General features: G+C 72.2%; 13 protein-coding genes. All 13 read left to right on the top strand.

The annotated features are described in order from the left end of the window. Positions 1–102: 102 nt before the first annotated feature. The 13 genes from SCMU_RS20600 to SCMU_RS20540 all read left to right on the top strand — a co-directional run bounded on the left by SCMU_RS20600 (position 103) and on the right by SCMU_RS20540 (position 17,995). Positions 103–1,575, top strand: coding sequence for a CCA tRNA nucleotidyltransferase (locus tag SCMU_RS20600; protein WP_229230928.1), 1,473 nt, complete (start codon positions 103–105; stop codon positions 1,573–1,575). Next, on the top strand, positions 1,576–2,175 hold the full coding sequence (locus SCMU_RS20595) for a histidine phosphatase family protein (protein WP_229230927.1): 600 nt from the start codon (positions 1,576–1,578) through the stop codon (positions 2,173–2,175). A 675-nt stretch (positions 2,176–2,850) separates the two neighbouring features. After that, positions 2,851–3,099, top strand: coding sequence for a hypothetical protein (locus SCMU_RS20590; protein ID WP_229230926.1), 249 nt, complete (start codon positions 2,851–2,853; stop codon positions 3,097–3,099). A 122-nt stretch (positions 3,100–3,221) separates the two neighbouring features. Then, positions 3,222–4,076 carry a S1 family peptidase gene (locus tag SCMU_RS20585; protein WP_229230925.1) on the top strand — a complete coding sequence of 285 codons (855 nt, stop codon included), beginning with the start codon at positions 3,222–3,224 and terminating at the stop codon, positions 4,074–4,076. Positions 4,077–4,147: 71 nt separating this feature from the next. After that, positions 4,148–5,632, top strand: coding sequence for a glycosyltransferase family 87 protein (locus tag SCMU_RS20580; protein WP_229230924.1), 1,485 nt, complete (start codon positions 4,148–4,150; stop codon positions 5,630–5,632). After that, on the top strand, positions 5,632–7,026 hold the full coding sequence (locus SCMU_RS20575; protein WP_229230923.1) for a sensor histidine kinase: 1,395 nt from the start codon (positions 5,632–5,634) through the stop codon (positions 7,024–7,026). The genes SCMU_RS20580 and SCMU_RS20575 overlap by 1 nt, the downstream gene beginning before the upstream one ends. Next, the gene (locus tag SCMU_RS20570) at positions 7,023–7,652 is read left to right on the top strand and encodes a response regulator transcription factor (RefSeq protein ID WP_229230922.1); all 630 of its coding nucleotides are present in this window, start codon (positions 7,023–7,025) and stop codon (positions 7,650–7,652) included. Before SCMU_RS20575 ends, SCMU_RS20570 begins: the two co-directional genes overlap by 4 nt. A 206-nt stretch (positions 7,653–7,858) precedes the next feature. Then, positions 7,859–10,528 carry an ATP-dependent helicase HrpB gene (hrpB, locus tag SCMU_RS20565; protein WP_229230921.1) on the top strand — a complete coding sequence of 890 codons (2,670 nt, stop codon included), beginning with the start codon at positions 7,859–7,861 and terminating at the stop codon, positions 10,526–10,528. 45 nt (positions 10,529–10,573) lie between these two features. Further along, on the top strand, positions 10,574–12,256 hold the full coding sequence (locus SCMU_RS20560; RefSeq protein WP_229230920.1) for an ABC-F family ATP-binding cassette domain-containing protein: 1,683 nt from the start codon (positions 10,574–10,576) through the stop codon (positions 12,254–12,256). 53 nt (positions 12,257–12,309) lie between these two features. Then, complete coding sequence (locus SCMU_RS20555) at positions 12,310–12,852, top strand: GNAT family N-acetyltransferase (protein ID WP_229230919.1); 543 nt, start codon at positions 12,310–12,312, stop codon at positions 12,850–12,852. Between the two features lie 170 nt (positions 12,853–13,022). After that, complete coding sequence (locus SCMU_RS20550; RefSeq protein ID WP_443020356.1) at positions 13,023–14,954, top strand: penicillin-binding transpeptidase domain-containing protein; 1,932 nt, start codon at positions 13,023–13,025, stop codon at positions 14,952–14,954. A gap of 220 nt (positions 14,955–15,174) precedes the next feature. Next, the gene (locus tag SCMU_RS20545) at positions 15,175–16,449 is read left to right on the top strand and encodes an MFS transporter (RefSeq protein WP_229230917.1); all 1,275 of its coding nucleotides are present in this window, start codon (positions 15,175–15,177) and stop codon (positions 16,447–16,449) included. 10 nt (positions 16,450–16,459) lie between these two features. Next, entirely contained in the window at positions 16,460–17,995 is a 1,536-nt protein-coding gene (locus SCMU_RS20540; protein WP_229230916.1) for a bifunctional phosphatase PAP2/diacylglycerol kinase family protein, read from the top strand. Positions 17,996–18,015: the final 20 nt, after the last annotated feature.

Genomic DNA, 18,015 nt, shown 5'->3' with positions numbered 1-18,015 from the left:
GGGATGACCATGCAGACCACTCTAACGAAAGAGCCCCCGCCCCGGACGGCACCTCTGGGGGTGGAACGGGCCCGCGCCGGGATCTGCCAAGCTTTAAGGACTATGGGAGCAGACAAGACGGCAGTGCAGGAAGCGCGATTCGCGGTGGACCCCGTGGTCCTCGAACTCGGACGGCGGTTTGCCGGCGCGGGCTTCGAGCTCTCCCTCGTCGGCGGGCCGGTGCGCGACCTCTTCCTGGGCCGCACCTCGCCGGATCTGGACTTCACCACGGACGCGAGCCCCGACGAGACCATCTCGGTGATCAAGGGCTGGGCGGACGCACACTGGGACATCGGGCGGGAGTACGGCACGATCGGCCTGCGCAAGGGCGGCCACCAGATCGAGGTCACGACATACCGCGCCGAGGCGTACGACCCCGACTCCCGCAAGCCCGCGGTCGCGTTCGGCACGGATCTCGTGGCGGATCTCGAGCGCCGGGACTTCAGCATGAATGCCATGGCACTGCGCCTGCCCGATCTCGAACTCGTGGATCCATTCGGCGGCCTCACCGACCTCCATGCCCGCCTCCTGCGCACCCCGGGCGCCCCCGAGCTGTCCTTCTCGGACGACCCGCTGCGGATGATGCGGGCGGCGCGGTTCGCGTCCCAGCTCGGAGTCGGCGTGGCGCCGGAGGTCAAGAAGGCCATGACGGACATGGCCGATCGGATTGAGATCATCTCCGCCGAGCGCGTGCGGGACGAGCTCGTGAAGCTCGTCAACGGTGCGGCGCCGCGGGCAGGGATCGACCTGCTCGTCGAGACGGGCCTCGCCGAGCGGGTGATCCCCGAGATCCCCGCGCTCCGCCTCGAGGCGGACGAGCACCACCGCCACAAGGACGTCTACCAGCACTCGCTCACGGTCCTCGAGCAGGCCATCGGCCTCGAGACGGGCCCGGACGGGCCGGTGCCCGGCCCCGATTTCGTGCTGCGGTTCGCGGCGCTGATGCACGACGCCGGCAAGCCGGCAACGCGCCGGTTCGAACCTGGCGGCGGGGTCTCCTTTCGCCACCATGACGTGGTCGGCGCGAAGATCGTCAAGAAACGCATGAAGGCGCTGCGCTTCGACAACGACACGATCAAGGCGGTGGCGCGGCTCGTCGAGCTGCACATGCGGTTCTATGGGTACGGAGACGCGGGCTGGACCGACTCTGCCGTTCGCCGCTACGTGACGGATGCCGGGCCCCTCCTGGAAAGGCTGCACCGGCTCACGCGCTCGGACGTCACGACCCGCAACCAGCGCAAGGCGGACCGCCTCTCCTTCGCCTACGACGACCTCGAACAACGCATCGCCGAGCTCGCCGAGCGTGAGGAGCTGGCCGCGATCCGTCCAGACCTGGACGGCGCCCAGATCATGGACATCCTGGGCATCCGGCCGGGGCCGCTCGTGGGGCGGGCCTACCAGTTCCTGCTCAATGAGCGGATGGAGAACGGCCCGCTGCCCCACGACACGGCGCGCGAGCGACTGCTTCAATGGTGGGCGGAGCAGCCGGAGGGCAGCACGCCCGAGAGCGGCGCCGTCGAGAGCGAGGGGCACTAGATGAACGGCATGGGCCTTCCCGGCATGGAGGACTTCGGGCTCACGCGGCTCTGGCTCCTGCGGCACGGCGAGACGGAGTGGTCGAAGAGCGGCCAGTACACCGGCCTGACGGACCTTCCCCTGACTCCTGTCGGCGAGGAGCAGGCTAGGACGGCCGGCAAGACGCTCTACGGCGTCGACTTCGGCCTCGTGCTGACCTCGCCGCTGCAGCGGGCCCGCCGGACCGCCGAGCTCGCGGGATACCCCGAGGCGCAGCCGGAGCCCAATGCCGTCGAGTGGGACTACGGCGACTACGAGGGCGTCCGGTCCGCCGACGTCCGCCGGGAGAACCCGGACTACCTCATCTGGAAGGACGGAGTGCCGAACGGCGAGGCGCTCGACCACGTGGGGGAGCGTGCCGACCGGATCGTCGAGCGGGTGCGCACGGCCGGCGTGGAGAACGCTCTGGTCGTGGCCCACGGCCACTTCTGCCGCATCCTGGCTGCCCGCTGGATGGGCCTCCCCGCGGACATGGGACGCCATTTTGTGCTCGGGACCGCCGAGGTGTGCCGACTCGGATGGGACAAGAAGACGCCCGCGATCGAGGCGTGGGGGCTCTGACTGCCCGCTTCAACAATTCCCTGAAGATTCCTTCAAAGAATGCTGATCTTACGCTTGCGGTTTATCAGGACGTTGGGCTACCTTTATTCATGAGTCCTTGAGGACTTATGAAAGCTCACCGATCGGCCCCTCAGGGGGCAGATCACCAGACCGGATGACAGAAGGAGGCTGGACCGATGACGATCACCAAGGTTCTCAACCGTGGTTGGACCGCGTTTCTGATGGGCGGTCACCGGGGCCTCCTGCCGGTCTTTGGCGCCATGGGCGCCTGAGTTCCTCGGAAGGAAGTCTCCGCGACGACCCGCGCCCGCACGGTCTCAGGACTCCATGTCCTGGAGCCGTCTGGCCGATCGTTGCGACGTTGACCCGTTGAACCGCCCGTATGCCACCCCGCCCGCCTGGGGCCAGCGCCCTTTGAGCGTCCCCTCGCGCCGGCGGCACGTCCTGCGGAATCCTTGCCTTTCCTAGGCAAGTTATTCCCTGGTCAATTCTGCGTCATCATGTGCGCGCATTTCCCTGTCGCTGCACATTGTCATTGCGCCGTCTTTGTTGTCTGTTGCGGCGCATTTCGATTGCCGGATCCCTTTCGGCAATGACGCATGCCCTTCCTCGGTCGACCGACCATACGCCTATCGGCCGCGCCACGCCGCGCTGCCCGCTGACCAGGAGACTCCCGTGTCCTCGCGCCAGACCCTGATCCAACCCCAGCCCACCCCGAGCGCGGCGACCGAGGCGACCAGTCCGCCGTCGTCCGCTCACTCCACCACCGCGACCCCGACATCCCGCAAGGAGGTGACCACCATGGCCCAGCGCATCCGCCGCATCCTGCGCAGCACGATCGGGTTCAGCATCGACGGGGCTCGCATCGACGCCCATCGCGACGCCGTGCAGCGCGAACTCGGCCTGTCCCGGCCGATCCTGTGACAGCCGGCCCGCTGGAAACTTTCGGTTGGCTTGCAGATTCTGTGCAGCCTCTTCTCAGCGAGGTGTGATTCGTGAAGAATCTCCTTCACGTGCACTGCACCCGTGTACGGGAAGGAGAATCCATGCGCAGGAAACTCGCCGCCCTCCTGGCGGCCTTCGCAACAGTCTTCAGCCTGGCCTTCATCGCGGCCCCCGCACAGGCGAGCACCGGCGGTACCCCCGACGGCGACGCCCACCCGGGGGTCGCGATGATCGCGTTCTACGATGCGACGGGCAGGTACCGCTGCTCGGCGGCTCTCGTCTCGCCTACCGTGCTCCTCACCGCCGCACACTGCACCGATGGAGTGCTTGGCAAGGTGCTCGTGGACTTCGATTCCGTGATCGCCGAGAAGGGGCCGTCCCCGCTGCCTGTCGCCGGCAATCCCAGCGCGGGCTACACCGGGGACGAGCTGGCCGCTGCGGGCTTCACGTCCGGCACCGCCCACACCCACCCCGACTACTCCAACTTCACGGACCTGAAGAACTGGAATGACCTCGGCGTCGTGGTCCTCGACGAGCCGGTGACCGTGCTGCCTGTGTACCCCATCGCCGGCGCCGGACTGCTTGACACGGTCCGTCCCGGCGATCTGGCCAAGTTGACGGTGACCGCCGTGGGCTACGGGACCGAGGTACGCAAGGCTGACGTGGGCGCGCAGAAGCCCACGCCCATGAGCTACCCGCTCATTCGCCGTAGCGTCGACATGCGCTTCCAGAAGCTGGACACGCAGGTGTTCCAGACACACGGCAACGTCAACACGCCCCAGGGAACGGGCGCCACGTGCTTCGGCGATTCGGGCGGCCCGGTGTTCCTCGACGGCGTGATCGTGGGCGTCACGAGCTACGGCATGACCGAGGTCTGCCGGGGTGTGGGCGGCTACCAGCGCGTCGACATCGCCGCGTCGCAGGACTTCCTGGCCGGCTTCGGCGTCACGTCCTGATCGCCGGCCGCGGAACTGAGCGCCTGCCCGTCCGCCCGGGCGGGCAGGCGCCAAGCCGGTAGGCTCGGGGCATGGTGCTGCGCCACGACGAGAAGCCGGAAGCACGGCAGGCGGTCATCTCGCCCACCCGCAACGACCCCCTCCTGCACACCCTCTCCGAGTCGATCGGCGGGCCGCTCGGCGACCACGCCGCGCCGGGCCTCGTGCGCAGCGGGTTCTGGACACCCGAGCGCGTCCTCATCGTCCTCACGGCCCTTGCGGCCGTGGCCGGCGTGGCGCTCAAGGGCTACTGCCGCACGTACGGCTGGAGCACTCCCCAGCAGTTCTACTCGACCTGCTACTCCGATTTCCCGAGCCTGTTCTCAGAGCGCGGCCTCGCCGACGGGATCATGCCCTTCCTCAGTCAGGGCCACCCGTTCGAGTATCCGGTGCTCACGAGCCTGATCGCGGGGATCACCGCCCTGTTCGTGCCCGGCACCGGGGCCGGGCCAGCCCGGATCCTCGGGTACTTCGACCTCAACGCCGTGCTGCTGGCGGTCATGTGGCTCGTCGCGGTCATCGCGACGGCGCGGTCCAACCGGCGCCGCCCCTGGGACGCCGCGATGCTCGCGATCGCACCCGGCGCGATCCTGGCCGGGTTCATCAACTGGGACCTGTGGACCGTGGCCCTCCTCGCCGTGGGGATCTGGCTGTTCGCACGGAACAAGCCTGTGTGGGCGGGCGTGCTGATCGGGCTCGGCGTGGCCACCAAGCTGTACCCGATCCTCGTGCTCGGGGCGATCCTGCTCCTTGCGGTCCGCACGGGCCGGTACCGGCCGCTGTGGCTCACCGCGGGCGGCGCCGCCGTCACGTGGTTCGCCGTGAACTTGCCGTTCATGCTGCTCGACCCGCGCGGCTGGGCATACTTCCTCGAGTTCACCCGGGACCGCGCAGCCGGGTTCTCCTCCGTCTACTATGCGTGGAACCTCATCGCCGGGCGCCTGAGGCTGCCGGCCCTCGAAACTCCCGAGGTCAACGCGATCGCGGCTGTCGCGTTCGTGGTCGCGTGCCTCGGGATCGCCTTCGTGGCCCTGCACGCGCCCCGCCGCCCGCGTCTCGCCCAACTCGCGTTCCTCGCGGTCGCCGCGCTCATCCTCACCAACAAGGTCTACTCGCCGCAGTACGTCGTGTGGCTCATCCCGCTGCTGGCCCTTGCTCGGCCGCGGTGGCGGGACTTCCTCATCTGGATGGCCGTCGAGGCTCTGCACTGGTGGGCCGTGTGGATGTACCTCGGGGCCTCGACCAGCGGCGGACCCGCGACGAACAACATCGACTCGCCCTATTACGTCGGTGCCGTCCTGGCCCACATGGGGGCGGTCGTGTACCTGTGCGTGCGGATCATCGTGGACATCTACGAACCCTCGGGCGACCCGATCCGCCGCAGCCGGCAGGACGACCCCCAGGGCGGTGCCTTCGACGGCGCGCCCGACGCCCTCACGTGGGGCACGCTGCGGGCTCGGCTGGGGGCGCGGTTCTCTCCTCGCGGCTCCTCGTCGACTGCCGAGCATCCAACATGATGAGTCCCCACACAGGCCCAGCAGCCGAACCGACGGCGGCGGACGGAGGGGCGGCGACGAGCACCGAGCAGATCCTGCGCTGGCTTCGTGTGGCCCTCCACGTCGGGTTCGCCGCGCTCCTGCTCGTCGGGACCGTCCGCGCGCTCGTGACCTCCCTGACTGTGCCGGGGACGACGCCGGAGGGGGGCCGGAGTGCCGGCGCCCAGGCCGGCGTCGTGCTTGTCCTCGCGACGGTCCTGGCCGCGGTGTACCTGACGGGGACCGTGCTCGAAAAGCGCCACGCGCAGGGATCGGCGGCGCCCGACCCCGCCCGGTACGCGCTGCCGTGGCTCGGGGTGGTGTGCGGGCTGTGGCTCGCGCTCGTGGCACTCAGCGGGGAGTTCGCGTGGGTCGCGTTCGCGCTGTTCTTCCTCCAGATGCACCTGCTGCCGCGGTGGTGGGGCGTCGGGGCGGTGGTGGTCACGGCCGCGATCGTGGTCCTCGCCCTCTGGCGGCACAGCGGGGGCGGGCCCCTCGCACCGGCCATGCTGCTCGGGCCGCTGTTCGGGGCCGCGTTCGCGGTGGTGACCGCCGCCGCGTACCGCGCCCTCTACGGCGAGGCGGAGACCCAGCGCGCCGCCGCCGACGAGCTGCGCCGCACCCGCGCCGAGCTCGCCGAGACCCAGCACCGGGCCGGCGTACTCGCGGAGCGTGAGCGTCTGGCCCGCGAGATCCATGACACGCTCGCGCAGGGGTTCTCGTCGATCGTGCTCGTGGGCCGCTCCGTGGCCAAGGCGCTCGACGACGGTGACGCGCCCGCCGCGCGTGAGCGGCTCGGGATCGTCCAGACGACGGCCGCGGACTCGCTCGCGGAGGCGCGGGCCTTCGTGCGGGGACTGTCCTCGCCGGCGCTCGGGGCCGTGGGCGAGCACAGCGAGGCGGAGGCGCAGGCGTCGACTCCTCCCAGCGCCCGCACCGCACGGCGCGAGCGCCTCCCCGACGCCCTTCGCGCCCTGTGCGAGCGGACCGCCGCAGAGTCCACGGCCCGAGGCGCCGGCCTCGCGTGCCGCTTCGAGCTCGACGGCGAGCCACGCCTCGTCGCGGCCGCCGCGGAGGAGACGCTCCTGCGCGCCGCCCAGGTGGCCCTTGCGAACGTGTGGGCGCACGCGAAGGCGAGTACCGCCGTCGTGAGTCTGGCGTACCTCGACGGCGAGGTGACCCTCGACGTGTTCGACGACGGCACCGGATTCGATCCGGCCGCGGTGCCCGAGGAGCAGCGCGCGGACGGGACCGGGTTCGGGCTGCGCGGGCTGCGGGAGCGCGTCGAGGGGATCGGCGGGACGCTCGCGGTCGAGTCGGCGCCCGGGGAGGGCACCGTCGTGGCTGTCAGGCTGGCTGCAGGAGGAACGCCATGATCCGCGTACTGCTCGTGGACGACCACCCCGTGGTGCGCGCGGGACTGCGCGCCATGCTCACGGACTTCGAGGGCGTCGAGGTCGCTGCCGAGGCGTCCGACGGCACAGCCGCCCTCGCCGAGCTCGAGAAGGCCCGCACGCTCGGCGAGGCCATCGACGTGGTGCTCATGGACCTCCAGATGGCCGGCATGGACGGCGTCACCGCGACCTGTCGCATCCGCGCGCTGGATGGTGCCCCGCCCGTCCTCATCCTCACCACCTACGACACGGACGCGGACATCCGCGCCGCCCTCGACGCGGGCGCCGCCGGGTACATGCTCAAGGACGCGCCGCCCGAGGACATCCGGCGGGCCGTGCTCGGCGCGGCAGCCGGGTCTCGGGTGCTCGCGCCCGGGGTGGAGGCGCGGATCGAGCGGACGCGCGGCGAGGACGCACTCTCAGACCGCGAGCTCGAGCTGCTTGAGCTGCTCGCCGGCGGGGCGACGAACCGGCAGCTCGCCAGGACGCTGTTCATCTCGGAGGCCACCGTCAAGACGCACCTCGTGCACATCTACGCCAAGCTCGGCGTGGACAACAGAACGGCCGCGATCGCCGAGGCCCGGCGGCGGCGCATCATCCGGGAGTAGGGGGGCGCCGCACTGCGGCAATGACCACGATCACCGGCGCTTCTCGGCTCTTGCGGTGTGTGTGCCTGATCTGTGGCGTGCCCGGCGCGGGTCGAGGGCGATTCTGCTCAGACTGGACTGGCAAACGGGGCTTCACTCAGCCGGTAAGCGCATTCCGACGGTGTACTTGAGCATAACGGTACGCCGGGGCGCGGCAGAATGGACCGGTGAGACTCCGTCCGGCCGTGCAGCCCTTCGACCTCGACCGCATCGGGGCTGGGTTGCCGTTCGCTGGGTCGCTCGGGGAGCTCTCGGCGGCCTTGGCTGATCCCGGCGCCGCAGCGGTGGTGCAGGCGCCACCCGGGACAGGCAAGACGACGCTCGTGCCGCCGCTCGTGGCGAACCTCGCCCTTTCCTCGGTGGAGCCGAGTGGGCGGAGTGCGCACGACGGCGCCGCCCCGCCGCGGGTCGTCGTCACCCAGCCGCGGCGGGTCGCGGTCCGGGCCGGCGCCAAGAGGCTCGCCGCGCTGGACAGGACCGCGTTGGGCAACCGGGTCGGCTACACGGTCCGCGGCGAGCGGCAAGCCGGTGCAGCCTTGGTGGTCGAGTTCGTGACTCCCGGGATCCTCGTGCGCCGGCTCCTCGCCGCTCCGGGCCTGGATGGTGTCTCCGCCGTGGTCCTTGACGAGGTCCACGAGCGCGGACTCGAGACCGACCTGCTCATCGGCATGCTCGCGGAGGTCCGGCAGCTCCGTGGCGACCTCACGCTCGTGGCCATGTCCGCCACGCTGGACGCCCCGCGGTTCGCCGCATTGCTCGGCGGCGACGACGGCCCTGTGCCAGTGGTCGACTGCCCGTCCGCGCTCCACCCGCTCGCGGTGCGGTGGGCGCCGTCGTCCGCTCCGAGGCTCGACGAGCGCGGGGTGACCCGCGGGTTCCTCGATTATGTCGCGGACGTGGCCCTGGCCGAGTACACAGCCGAGTTCGTCGGCGAGCACGCTGCGGGGCGGGACGTGGACGCGCTCGTGTTCGTGCCCGGGGTCCGGGAGGTGCGGCACGTGGCCGAACGGCTGCGGTCGCGGGCTGGGGGCGGCCGGGACCGGATCGACGTCCTCGAGCTGCACGGGCAGGCGCCAGCGGCCGAGCAGGACCGTGCCGTGTCTGGGCGCGGGGCCGGGGACGGGCCGCGAATCGTGGTCTCGACGGCGCTGGCCGAGTCCTCCCTCACGGTGCCGGGGGTGCGGCTCGTGGTCGACTCGGGGCTCGCGCGGGAGCCGCGGCGGGACGCGTCTCGGGGGATGTCGGGGCTCGTGACGGTCTCGTGCTCGCGGGCATCGGCGGAGCAGCGGGCAGGGCGCGCCGCCCGGCAGGGACCGGGCCGCGTGGTGCGGTGCTACGACGAGCGCGCCTTCGCCGCCGCGCCCGCGCACTCGACACCCGAGATCGCCTCTGCGGACTTGGCCGAGGCAGCCCTCGTGCTCGCGTGCTGGGGTGCGCCCGGCGGGGCCGGGCTCGCGCTGCCGGACGCGCCGCCCGCTGCCGCGCTCGCCGATGCGGTGGCGGTGCTCTCGGCGATCGGTGCCGTGGACGACGCCGGCCACGCGACTCCGCTCGGACGCACCCTCGCGCGCATCCCGGCCGATCCGCGGCTCGGCCGTGCACTGCTTGAGGGGTCTGGGCTCGTGGGGCCGAGGGCGGCCGCTGAGGCCGTGGCGATGGTGGCGCGGGACCTGCGCCCCGCGGGGGCGGATTTGAGCCGGCTCCTCGGGACTCTCCGTTCCGGTCGGGATCCGCAGGCGCGGGCGTGGGCCGAGGACGTCCGGCGGTTCGAGCGGATCGCCAGAGACGCTCCGACCGGGTCCTCGCGGGGACATGACCCGTCAACGCTGGGACATGACCCCTCAGCGGGAGTGGGGGCCGTCGTCGCGCTTGCGTTCCCGCGCTTCGTGGCCCGCCGCGTCCCCGGCGACCGCGAGCAGTACCTGCTGGCCTCCGGCACCCGCGCCGGCCTCCCTGCCGGCAGCACCCTCGCGGGGCACGAATGGCTCGCGATCGCCGACGCCGCGCGGGCCGCGGGCAGGGACGCGGCGGGGACGGGCGCTGTCGTGCGCGCGGCCGCCCCGATCAGCCAGGAGGTCGCGGAGCTCGCCGCGGGGCACCTGCTCGCCGACCGGGTCGAGGCACGGTTCGAGGGCGGCCGTGTCGCCGCGCGGCGCGAGCGGCGGCTCGGCGCGATCCTGCTCGAATCGACGCCCGTGCGGCCGACGCGCGAGGAGGGGCACCCCTCCGTCGTGCGCGCGCTCAACGCGGAGGGGCTCGGAGTCATCGGATGGTCCGAGGCGGCGGACGGGCTGCGGCGGCGGCTTGCCTTGGTGCGTCGGGAGATCGGCGATCCGTGGCCCGACGTGTCGGAGTCCGTGCTGCTGGCGCGGCTCGACGACTGGCTCGCGCCGGAGGTCGACGCACTCGCCGGGGGTGCTTCGGTGCGCGGCGTCGACCTCGCAGAGCCGCTGCGCCGGCTGCTGCCGTGGCCCGAGGCGTCGCGGTTCGACGAGCTCGCCCCCGAGCGGCTCGAGGTGCCGAGCGGGTCGCGGGTGCGGATCGAGTACCCGGCCGCTTCGCACGGGGCGCACGAGCGGCCGGTTGTGGCGGTCAAGCTCCAGGAGTGCTTCGGCTGGGCCGAGACGCCGCGGCTCGTGGACGGGCGTGTGCCGGTGCTGTTCCACCTGCTCTCACCGGCGGGGCGGCCACTGGCGGTGACGGACGACCTCGCATCGTTCTGGTCGGGGCCGTACGCGCAGGTGCGGGCCGAAATGCGCGGGCGCTACCCCAAGCACCCGTGGCCCGAGGACCCGTGGACCGCGGTGGCGACGGCGAAGACGAAGCGGCGGATGTAGCGTGCGCACACGGGTGGCCGCCGGGGCAGCCACTACCCTTGATGAGTGGCCCACCTCGACCTCTCCGGCATCGACTACGTCCTCTCCGACGGCACCCCGCTCCTGAACGGCGTCACGTTCAAGGTCCCCGAGGGTTCCAAGACGGCCCTCATCGGCCCCAACGGCACCGGCAAGACGACGCTGTTCAAGATCATCGCCGGCGACCTCACCCCGGATGAGGGCGTTGTCGGCCGCTCTGGTTCGATGGGCGTGATGCGGCAGTTCATCGGCCATGTCCGGGACGAGTCGACGGTGCGGGACCTCCTCTTGGGTGCCGCGCCGCGTGATGTCGCTGCCGCCGGCCGCGCGCTCGACGCCGCCGAGCTGGCCATGATGGAGGACGACGGCGAGGCCACCCAGATGGCCTACGCCCACGCCATCGCCGAGTGGGGCGACGCCGGCGGGTACGAGTGGGAGACAGTGTGGGACGAGGTCACGATGGCCGCGCTCGGGGTGCCGTTCGAGCGCGCACAGCACCGGGCGGCGTCGTCCCTCTCGGGCGGCGAGCAGAAGCGCCTGGTGCTCGAGGCGCTGTTCGCCGGCCCCGACGACCTCCTGCTTCTCGACGAGCCGGACAACTACCTCGACGTGCCGGGCAAGCGCTGGCTTGAGGACACCCTCAACGCCTCCCGCAAGACGGTGTTCTTCATCAGCCACGACCGCGAGCTCCTCAACAACGCCGCCGAGCGCATCGTCACGCTCGAGCCCGGCATCAACGGCGCGGGAGCGTGGGTCCATGGCGGCGGATTCGCCTCCTACGTCGAAGCGCGGGCCGAGCGCAACGCGCGGTTCGAGGAGCTGCGCAAGCGCTGGGACGAGGAGCACGCGAAGCTCAAGGAACTCGTGACCATGTACAAGACGAAGGCCGCGTTCCGGTCCGACATGGCGAACCGGTACCACGCCGCCCAAACCCGGCTCGAGAAGTTCCTCGTCGCCGGGCCGCCCGAGGCGCTCCCTGTCGAGCAGAACGTCAAGATGCGGCTGCGGGGAGGGCGGACGGGCAAGCGCGCCGTCGTGGCCGAGAGGCTCGAGCTCACGGGGCTCATGAAGCCGTTCGACGCCGAGATCTGGTTTGGCGACCGCGTCGCCGTCCTCGGGTCCAACGGATCGGGGAAGAGCCACTTCCTCCGGCTCCTCGCGCTCGGCGGCACCGACCCGGAGCGCGAGCACCTGCCAGTCTCCGACGTCGTGATCGCGCCGGTCCCGCACGAGGGGACTGTCAAGCTCGGTGCCAGGATCCGGCCAGGGTATTTCGCCCAGACCCACTCCCGGGCGGACCTCGCCGGTCGGACGCTCCTTGAGATCCTGCACCGCGGCGACGAGCACCGCTCCGGTCTGGCCCGCGAGGCGGCGGCCGGCGCGCTGGACGGGTACGGGCTCGCGGGGCAGTCGGAGCAGAAGTACGAGTCCCTCTCGGGTGGCCAGCAGGCCCGCTTCCAGATCCTCCTGCTCCAGCTCTCCGGCGCCACGCTCCTTCTCCTCGACGAGCCGACGGACAACCTCGACCTGCACTCGGGCGAGGCGCTCGAGCGGGCGATCGACGCCTTCGAGGGGACCGTCCTCGCAGTGACCCACGACCGGTGGTTCGCCAAGTCCTTCGACCGGTTCCTCGTGTTCGGCTCCGACGGCACGGTCCGAGAGGCGTCCGAGCCCGTGTGGGACGAGGGGCGCGTGGACCGCGCGCGGTAGGCGGAGTCCCGGACAGGACTGCGGCATGCGGGTGGGGCGCGTAGCATCGGCGCATGGATCCCCAAGCGGCTGAGGTCAGGCCGGCCCTGACCACGCGCCCTGCCACCGCCGCAGACTGGCCTCGCATCCGCGACATCTACGCGGCCGGGATCGAGCCCGGCGACGCGACGTTCGAGTCGGCGCCTCCGGCCACTTGGGAGGAGTTCTCCGCGCGCAAGGAGTTCGTGCTCGTGGCCGAGGAAGGACGCGAGAACACCTCCGCCGAGGCAGCGCGCGTCGTCGGCTGGGCCGGTGCGGGCCGCGTGTCTGCGCGGGAGGTGTACCGCGGCGTCGTCGAGCACTCGCTCTACGTGGACCCGGCGGCGGGCGGCCGCGGCGTCGGGAGCCTTCTCATGCGGGCCCTCCTCGACGAGTGCCGTGCCCGCGGGATGTGGACGGTCCAGGCCACGGTGTTCCCCGAGAACGTCCCGAGTCTGGCACTGCACCGCAAGTTCGGCTTCCGCGAGGTGGGCCGGCGCGAGCGGATCGCGCTCATGGGCCACGGGCCGCTCGCGGGGTCATGGCGGGACACCGTGCTGCTCGAACTCAGGCTGTGACGCCGTGGAATGGGCTCACAACTGCACAACTCGGGCGCGCAGGGGAGCCCTGTGGCCCCCAAACGGCCCTGAGTTGCGCAGTCTGTGACAAGGAGCCCCGAGCAACCGCCGCATAGGCTGGTCGGGTGGCAACACTCCGCGTGGTCTCCCTCCTCCTTGCTGCCGCCCTCATGGGCGCCGGGCTCACCTCCTGCGACGACGGACGCCAGGCCGCCGCGAAGCAGGCCGCCGGCCAGCTCGCCTTGGCCCTCGCCGCGCGCGACGTCGGCGGGGTGCCGATGCAGGGCAACGAGCCCGCCGCGGCCCAGACCCAGCTCGAGGCCGCCCTCAAGGGCCTCGGCGACGTGAAGCCCGCCGTCACCGCCGGTGAGCCGAAGGTCGACGGCGACAGGGCCGCCGTCGTGCTCAGCTACCACTGGAAGCTCGCCGGGCAGGACTGGACCTACACGACGACGGCGCAGCTCGCCCGGGACGGCGACCGCTGGCTCACGCAGTGGCGGCCGGAGATGCTCGCGCCGCGGCTGGCCGAGTCGGAGGTCCTCACGGTGGCGACCCAGGCCCCGCCTCGCGCGGACATCCTCGGCGCCGGGGACGCCAAGCTCGTCACGGCGCGGCCCGTGCTTCACGTGGGGATCGACAAGACGATCGTGGTGAAGGACCTGCAAGCGGACTCGGCCGCGAAGCTCGCCGCGCTCGTGCAGGCGGACCCCGCGGAGTACGCGAAGCAGGTCGCGGCGGCGGGGGACAAGGCGTTCGTCGAGGCGATCACGCTGCGCGACGAGCCCGGCCGCACCCCCACCGATGACCAGATCGCCGCCATCCCCGGCGCGATCACCGTCAAGGACACGATGCCGCTCGCTCCGACGCGCACGTTCGCCCGGCCGGTGCTGGGCGTGGTCGGGCAGGCCACCGCGGAGCAGGTCCAGAACTCCGGGGGCGCGATCCAGGCGGGGGACACGACCGGGGCGAGCGGTCTCCAGGCCCAGTACGACTCGCAGCTCCGCGGCCAGGACGGCGTCACGGTCTACGCGCAGCCGGCGGACCTCACGGCGGAGAAGCTCAAGACCGACCCCGGCGCGCGCCGCACGCTCTTCGAGAAGGTGCCCTCTCCCGGCACGCCGCTCCAGACCACCATCGACTCGCGCCTCCAGCAGCTCGCCGAGGACGAGCTTGCGGACATCAAGCCGGCCTCGGCGATCGTGGCGATCCGCCCGTCCGACGGCGCGGTGCTGGCCGCCGCGTCGGGGGCCGGCGGCAACGGGTACAACACCGCGATGCTGGGCCAGTACGCGCCCGGCTCGATCTTCAAGACCGTCGACTCGCTCGCGCTCCTGCGCCAGGGCGGCACCGCGGACACGCACGTGCAGTGCACCGAGACGCTCACCGTGGACGGGCGCACGTTCAAGAATGCGGACGGGTACCCGTCGTCCTCGCTCGGGGACATCACCCTCCGCGACGCGTACGCGCACTCCTGCAACACGGCGTTCATCTCGCTGCGGGACAAGCTCTCGCAGTCCCAGCTCGAGTCCGCGGCGACGTCCCTCGGCGTGGCCGTCGACGCCCCCCGCCTCGGTGCCCCCGCCTTCCTCGGCTCCGTCCCCGGCGACGCCACGGGCACCGAGCACGCCGCCTCGATGATCGGCCAGGGCAAGGTCCTCTTCTCGCCGCTCGCGGCGGCGGTCATGGCGGGCTCGGTTGCGAAGGGCTCGCCCGTCTCGGCGCAGCTCGTGCTCAACGGGCCGGCTCAAAGCACGACGCCGGCCGGCTCGCCCTCGGCGGCCGCGTCGCCGTCCGCGTCCGGGAGCTCCAGCGCCCAGCCCGGTGCGCCGCTCAGCGCCGCCGAGGCAACCGTGTTGCAGGACATGATGCGTGCCGTCGTGACGAGCGGGCACGCGGGCTTCCTCGCGGACGTTCCGGGCGCACCGGTCGGCGCGAAGACGGGGACGGCCGAGTTCGGCTCGGACAACCCGCCCAAGACCCATGCGTGGATCATCGGCACGCACGGCGACCTCGCCGTGGCGGTCTTCCTCGACGAGGGCGGCCTCGGGGCGACCGTCTCGGGCCCGCTGCTGAAGAACTTCCTCGTGAAGGCGGCGGGCTGAGGACCCGCGCCTCCGCCTGCGCCCGCCCGCCCGCCGTCAAATGGTGGGTTGGGCAGGGTGCGGGGCCTCCGCACCCTGCCCAACCCACCATTTCCGAGGCCGCCGCGCGCGGGGTGCGTGGGTGCACCCCAGCCAGGACCCCGGGCGCGTCAAGGCGACTTTGTCCATCGATTGGCGGTGTGCTCTCACGGGCGATCCGAATGCGTGATTGAGTAGGGGGATGACCACGCGCATCGCCGGCACCAGCAGCTCGGTCCGCACCGCCGCGCTTGCGATCTTCGCCATCTTCGCCACGAACGGCTTCATCTTCGCCTCGTGGGCCGCGCGCATCCCTGCCGTGACGCAGACGCTTGGGCTCTCCACAGGTGAGATGGGCGGTGTGCTCCTCGTGGGGGCCATCGGCTCGCTCATCGCGCTCCCTCTCACGGGTACGGTCGTGGACCGGATCGGCCTCAAGGCCGCGGTGCGCTTGGGGGGCGCGTTCGCGGTGACGGCGGGCGCGATCATTGCGCTGGGCCTCCTGGCTCACTCGGTGTGGGTGGTCGCCGCGGGGATGGTGGTGTTCGGCGCCGGAGTCGCCCTGTGGGACGTTGCACAGAACATCGGCGGGGCCGACGTCGAGCATCGCCTCGGCCGCACGATCATGCCCCAGTTCCACGCCGCGTTCAGCGGCGGCGCAGTGCTCGGGGCCCTCGTCGGCGCGGGGCTGAGCGCCGCGGGCGTGGACCTTCCGCTGCACCTCTTCGGCATCATCGTGGTGGTCCTGGCGATCATGGTGGTGGTGCCGCGCTACTTCCTCGCGCACGACGCCGCGCACTCGCCGGACGCCGAGCCCTCGCCGGACGCGGCGTGGTCGCAGAGCGCAGGTTCGCCGCAGGATGCGGTGCCCGCCACAGCGGCCGAGCCGAAGGCCGGCGCCCTCGAGGCCTGGCGCCACCCGCGCACGGTGCTCATCGGTGTCGTGGTCCTCGGCGCCACCTTGACCGAGGGCGCGGGGAACGACTGGATCTCCAAGGGCGTGGTGGACGGGCTCGGCTCGAGCGAGGCCGCCGGCGCCGGGCTCTTCGCGGTGTTCGTCGGCGCCATGACCTTGGCCCGCTGGTTCGGCGGCCGGGTGATCGACAGGGTGGGCCGCGTGGTTGCCCTGCGGATCAGCATGGTCTCCGCAGCCATAGGCCTCACGGCATATTCCCTGGCAGGCACCTATTGGCTCTCGGCCGTGGGTGCCGTGTTCTGGGGGCTCGGGGCCGCGCTCGCGTTCCCCATGGGCATGTCCGCCGCCGCTGATGATCCGCGCAAGGCCGCCGCCCGCGTCTCGGTCGTCTCCACCATCGGATACATCGCGTTCCTCGCCGGGCCGCCGTTCTTGGGCTTCCTCGGCGACCACCTTGGCCTGCGCCACGCCCTCCTCGTGATCCTCGTGCCCATCCTCGTGGCCCTCGCCCTGGCGGGCGTGACCCGCAAAGAGGCTGCGCCGGCCCGGGCGGGGGACTAGCGTGGGGCGCATGGCGAGCTCGCAGCGGATCCGCCGCCTTAGGCCACCCGGCCTCCCATTCCATGCCGTCCAGCGCATGGATACGGCCCTCGTCGCCCGTGTGGCGAGGCTGCCGCACGGACCATGGGACCCCGGTCTCTCCTGGCTCACCCAGGCCGCGACGCACTCCAAGCTGTGGATCGGGATCGCCATGGTCCTAGCCCTGAAGAAGGGCAATCCGCGGCGGGCGGCCGCCCACGGGCTCATCGCGGTGGGGCTCGCCTCGGCTGGAGTCAACCTCCTCGCCAAGCGGCTCCTCCCGCGCGCCCGGCCCCTCCCCGAGAGCCTGCCGATCCACCGCTTCCGCAACCCCCAGCCCACGAGCTCCTCGCTCCCGAGCGGCCACTCCGCCTCGGCCGCGGCGTTCGCCACGGGGGTGGGCCTCGTGAGCCCGGCCCTCGGCGCCGCCCTCGCGCCCGTCGCCGCCGCGGTGGCGTACTCCCGGGTCCACACCGGCGCGCACTGGCCGAGCGACGTGGTGTTCGGCTCGGCCTGCGGGGTGGGCGCCGCCCTCGCGACGCGTTCGTGGTGGACCCGCGCCGAGGAGGCGCCGCCGCACCGCGCCACGCCCGTCTCTGCGCCGCCCCTCCCCGAGGGCGAGGGCCTCGCCGTCGTCGTGAATCCCGCGAGCGGTCCGGACTCGGTCGAGCCCACGCAGGAGGTCGCGGCGCTGCTCTCTCGCGCCACCATCCATGAGATCGCGGAGGGCGACGACGTCGGCGACCTCGCCCGCATCCTCGCGGCGACCGAGGGCGTCCGTGCGCTCGGGGTGTGGGGCGGGGACGGCACGGTCGGCGCCGTGGCCGGGGTGTGCGCCGCCGAGGGCCTGCCGCTCGCGGTCCTGGCGGGCGGCACCTTCAACCACTTCGCCCGGGACGTTGACGCGCTCGACGCCGAGCCCGTCGCCGAGGCCATCGCGTCCGGACACGCCATCCGGTGCGACTTGGGCCGGGTCGCGGTGATGCGCGGCAGCCGCGAGTCGCCCGAGGAGGCCGAGGCCGTCATGCTCAACACCGCGAGTGTGGGCATCTATCCGAACCTCGTCCGCCGGCGGGACCACATCATGCGGCGGCTCCCATGGCTGCCCAAGCGCGGCGCGGGGGCCCTCGCCGCGCTGCGCACCTTCGCGCTGGCGAGCCCCACAACCGTCGCGATCGACGGCACACGGCGCCACGTCTGGACCCTGTTCATCGGGCGTGGCCGCTACTGGCCGCGGGACCTCGCCCCGCTCGAGCGGCCGGTGGTGGACGACGGCGCCCTCGACCTCCGCGCCGTCAGCGCCCGGCCGCGCTTCGCCCGTCTCAGGCTCCTGGCCGCTCTCGCGACCGGGACGGTGGAGCGCAGCCCGGTGACCCAGGAATGGGTCGCCCGCTCGATCGCATTCGAGGCCTGTGACGAGCCGCTCGTGCTGGCCGTCGACGGGGAGGTGATCACCGGCGTCGTGCGCGCGGAGCTGCGCGTTGCACCGGGCGCGCTCACGGTCTACTCGCCCTCGGGCGGGCTGTAGCGGGGCGAGCCCGCCGCGGC

The sequence above is a fragment of the Sinomonas cyclohexanicum genome (assembly GCF_020886775.1).
GTDB classification, from domain to species: domain Bacteria; phylum Actinomycetota; class Actinomycetes; order Actinomycetales; family Micrococcaceae; genus Sinomonas; species Sinomonas cyclohexanicum.
This window is presented reverse-complemented; position numbering and strand designations above follow the sequence as displayed.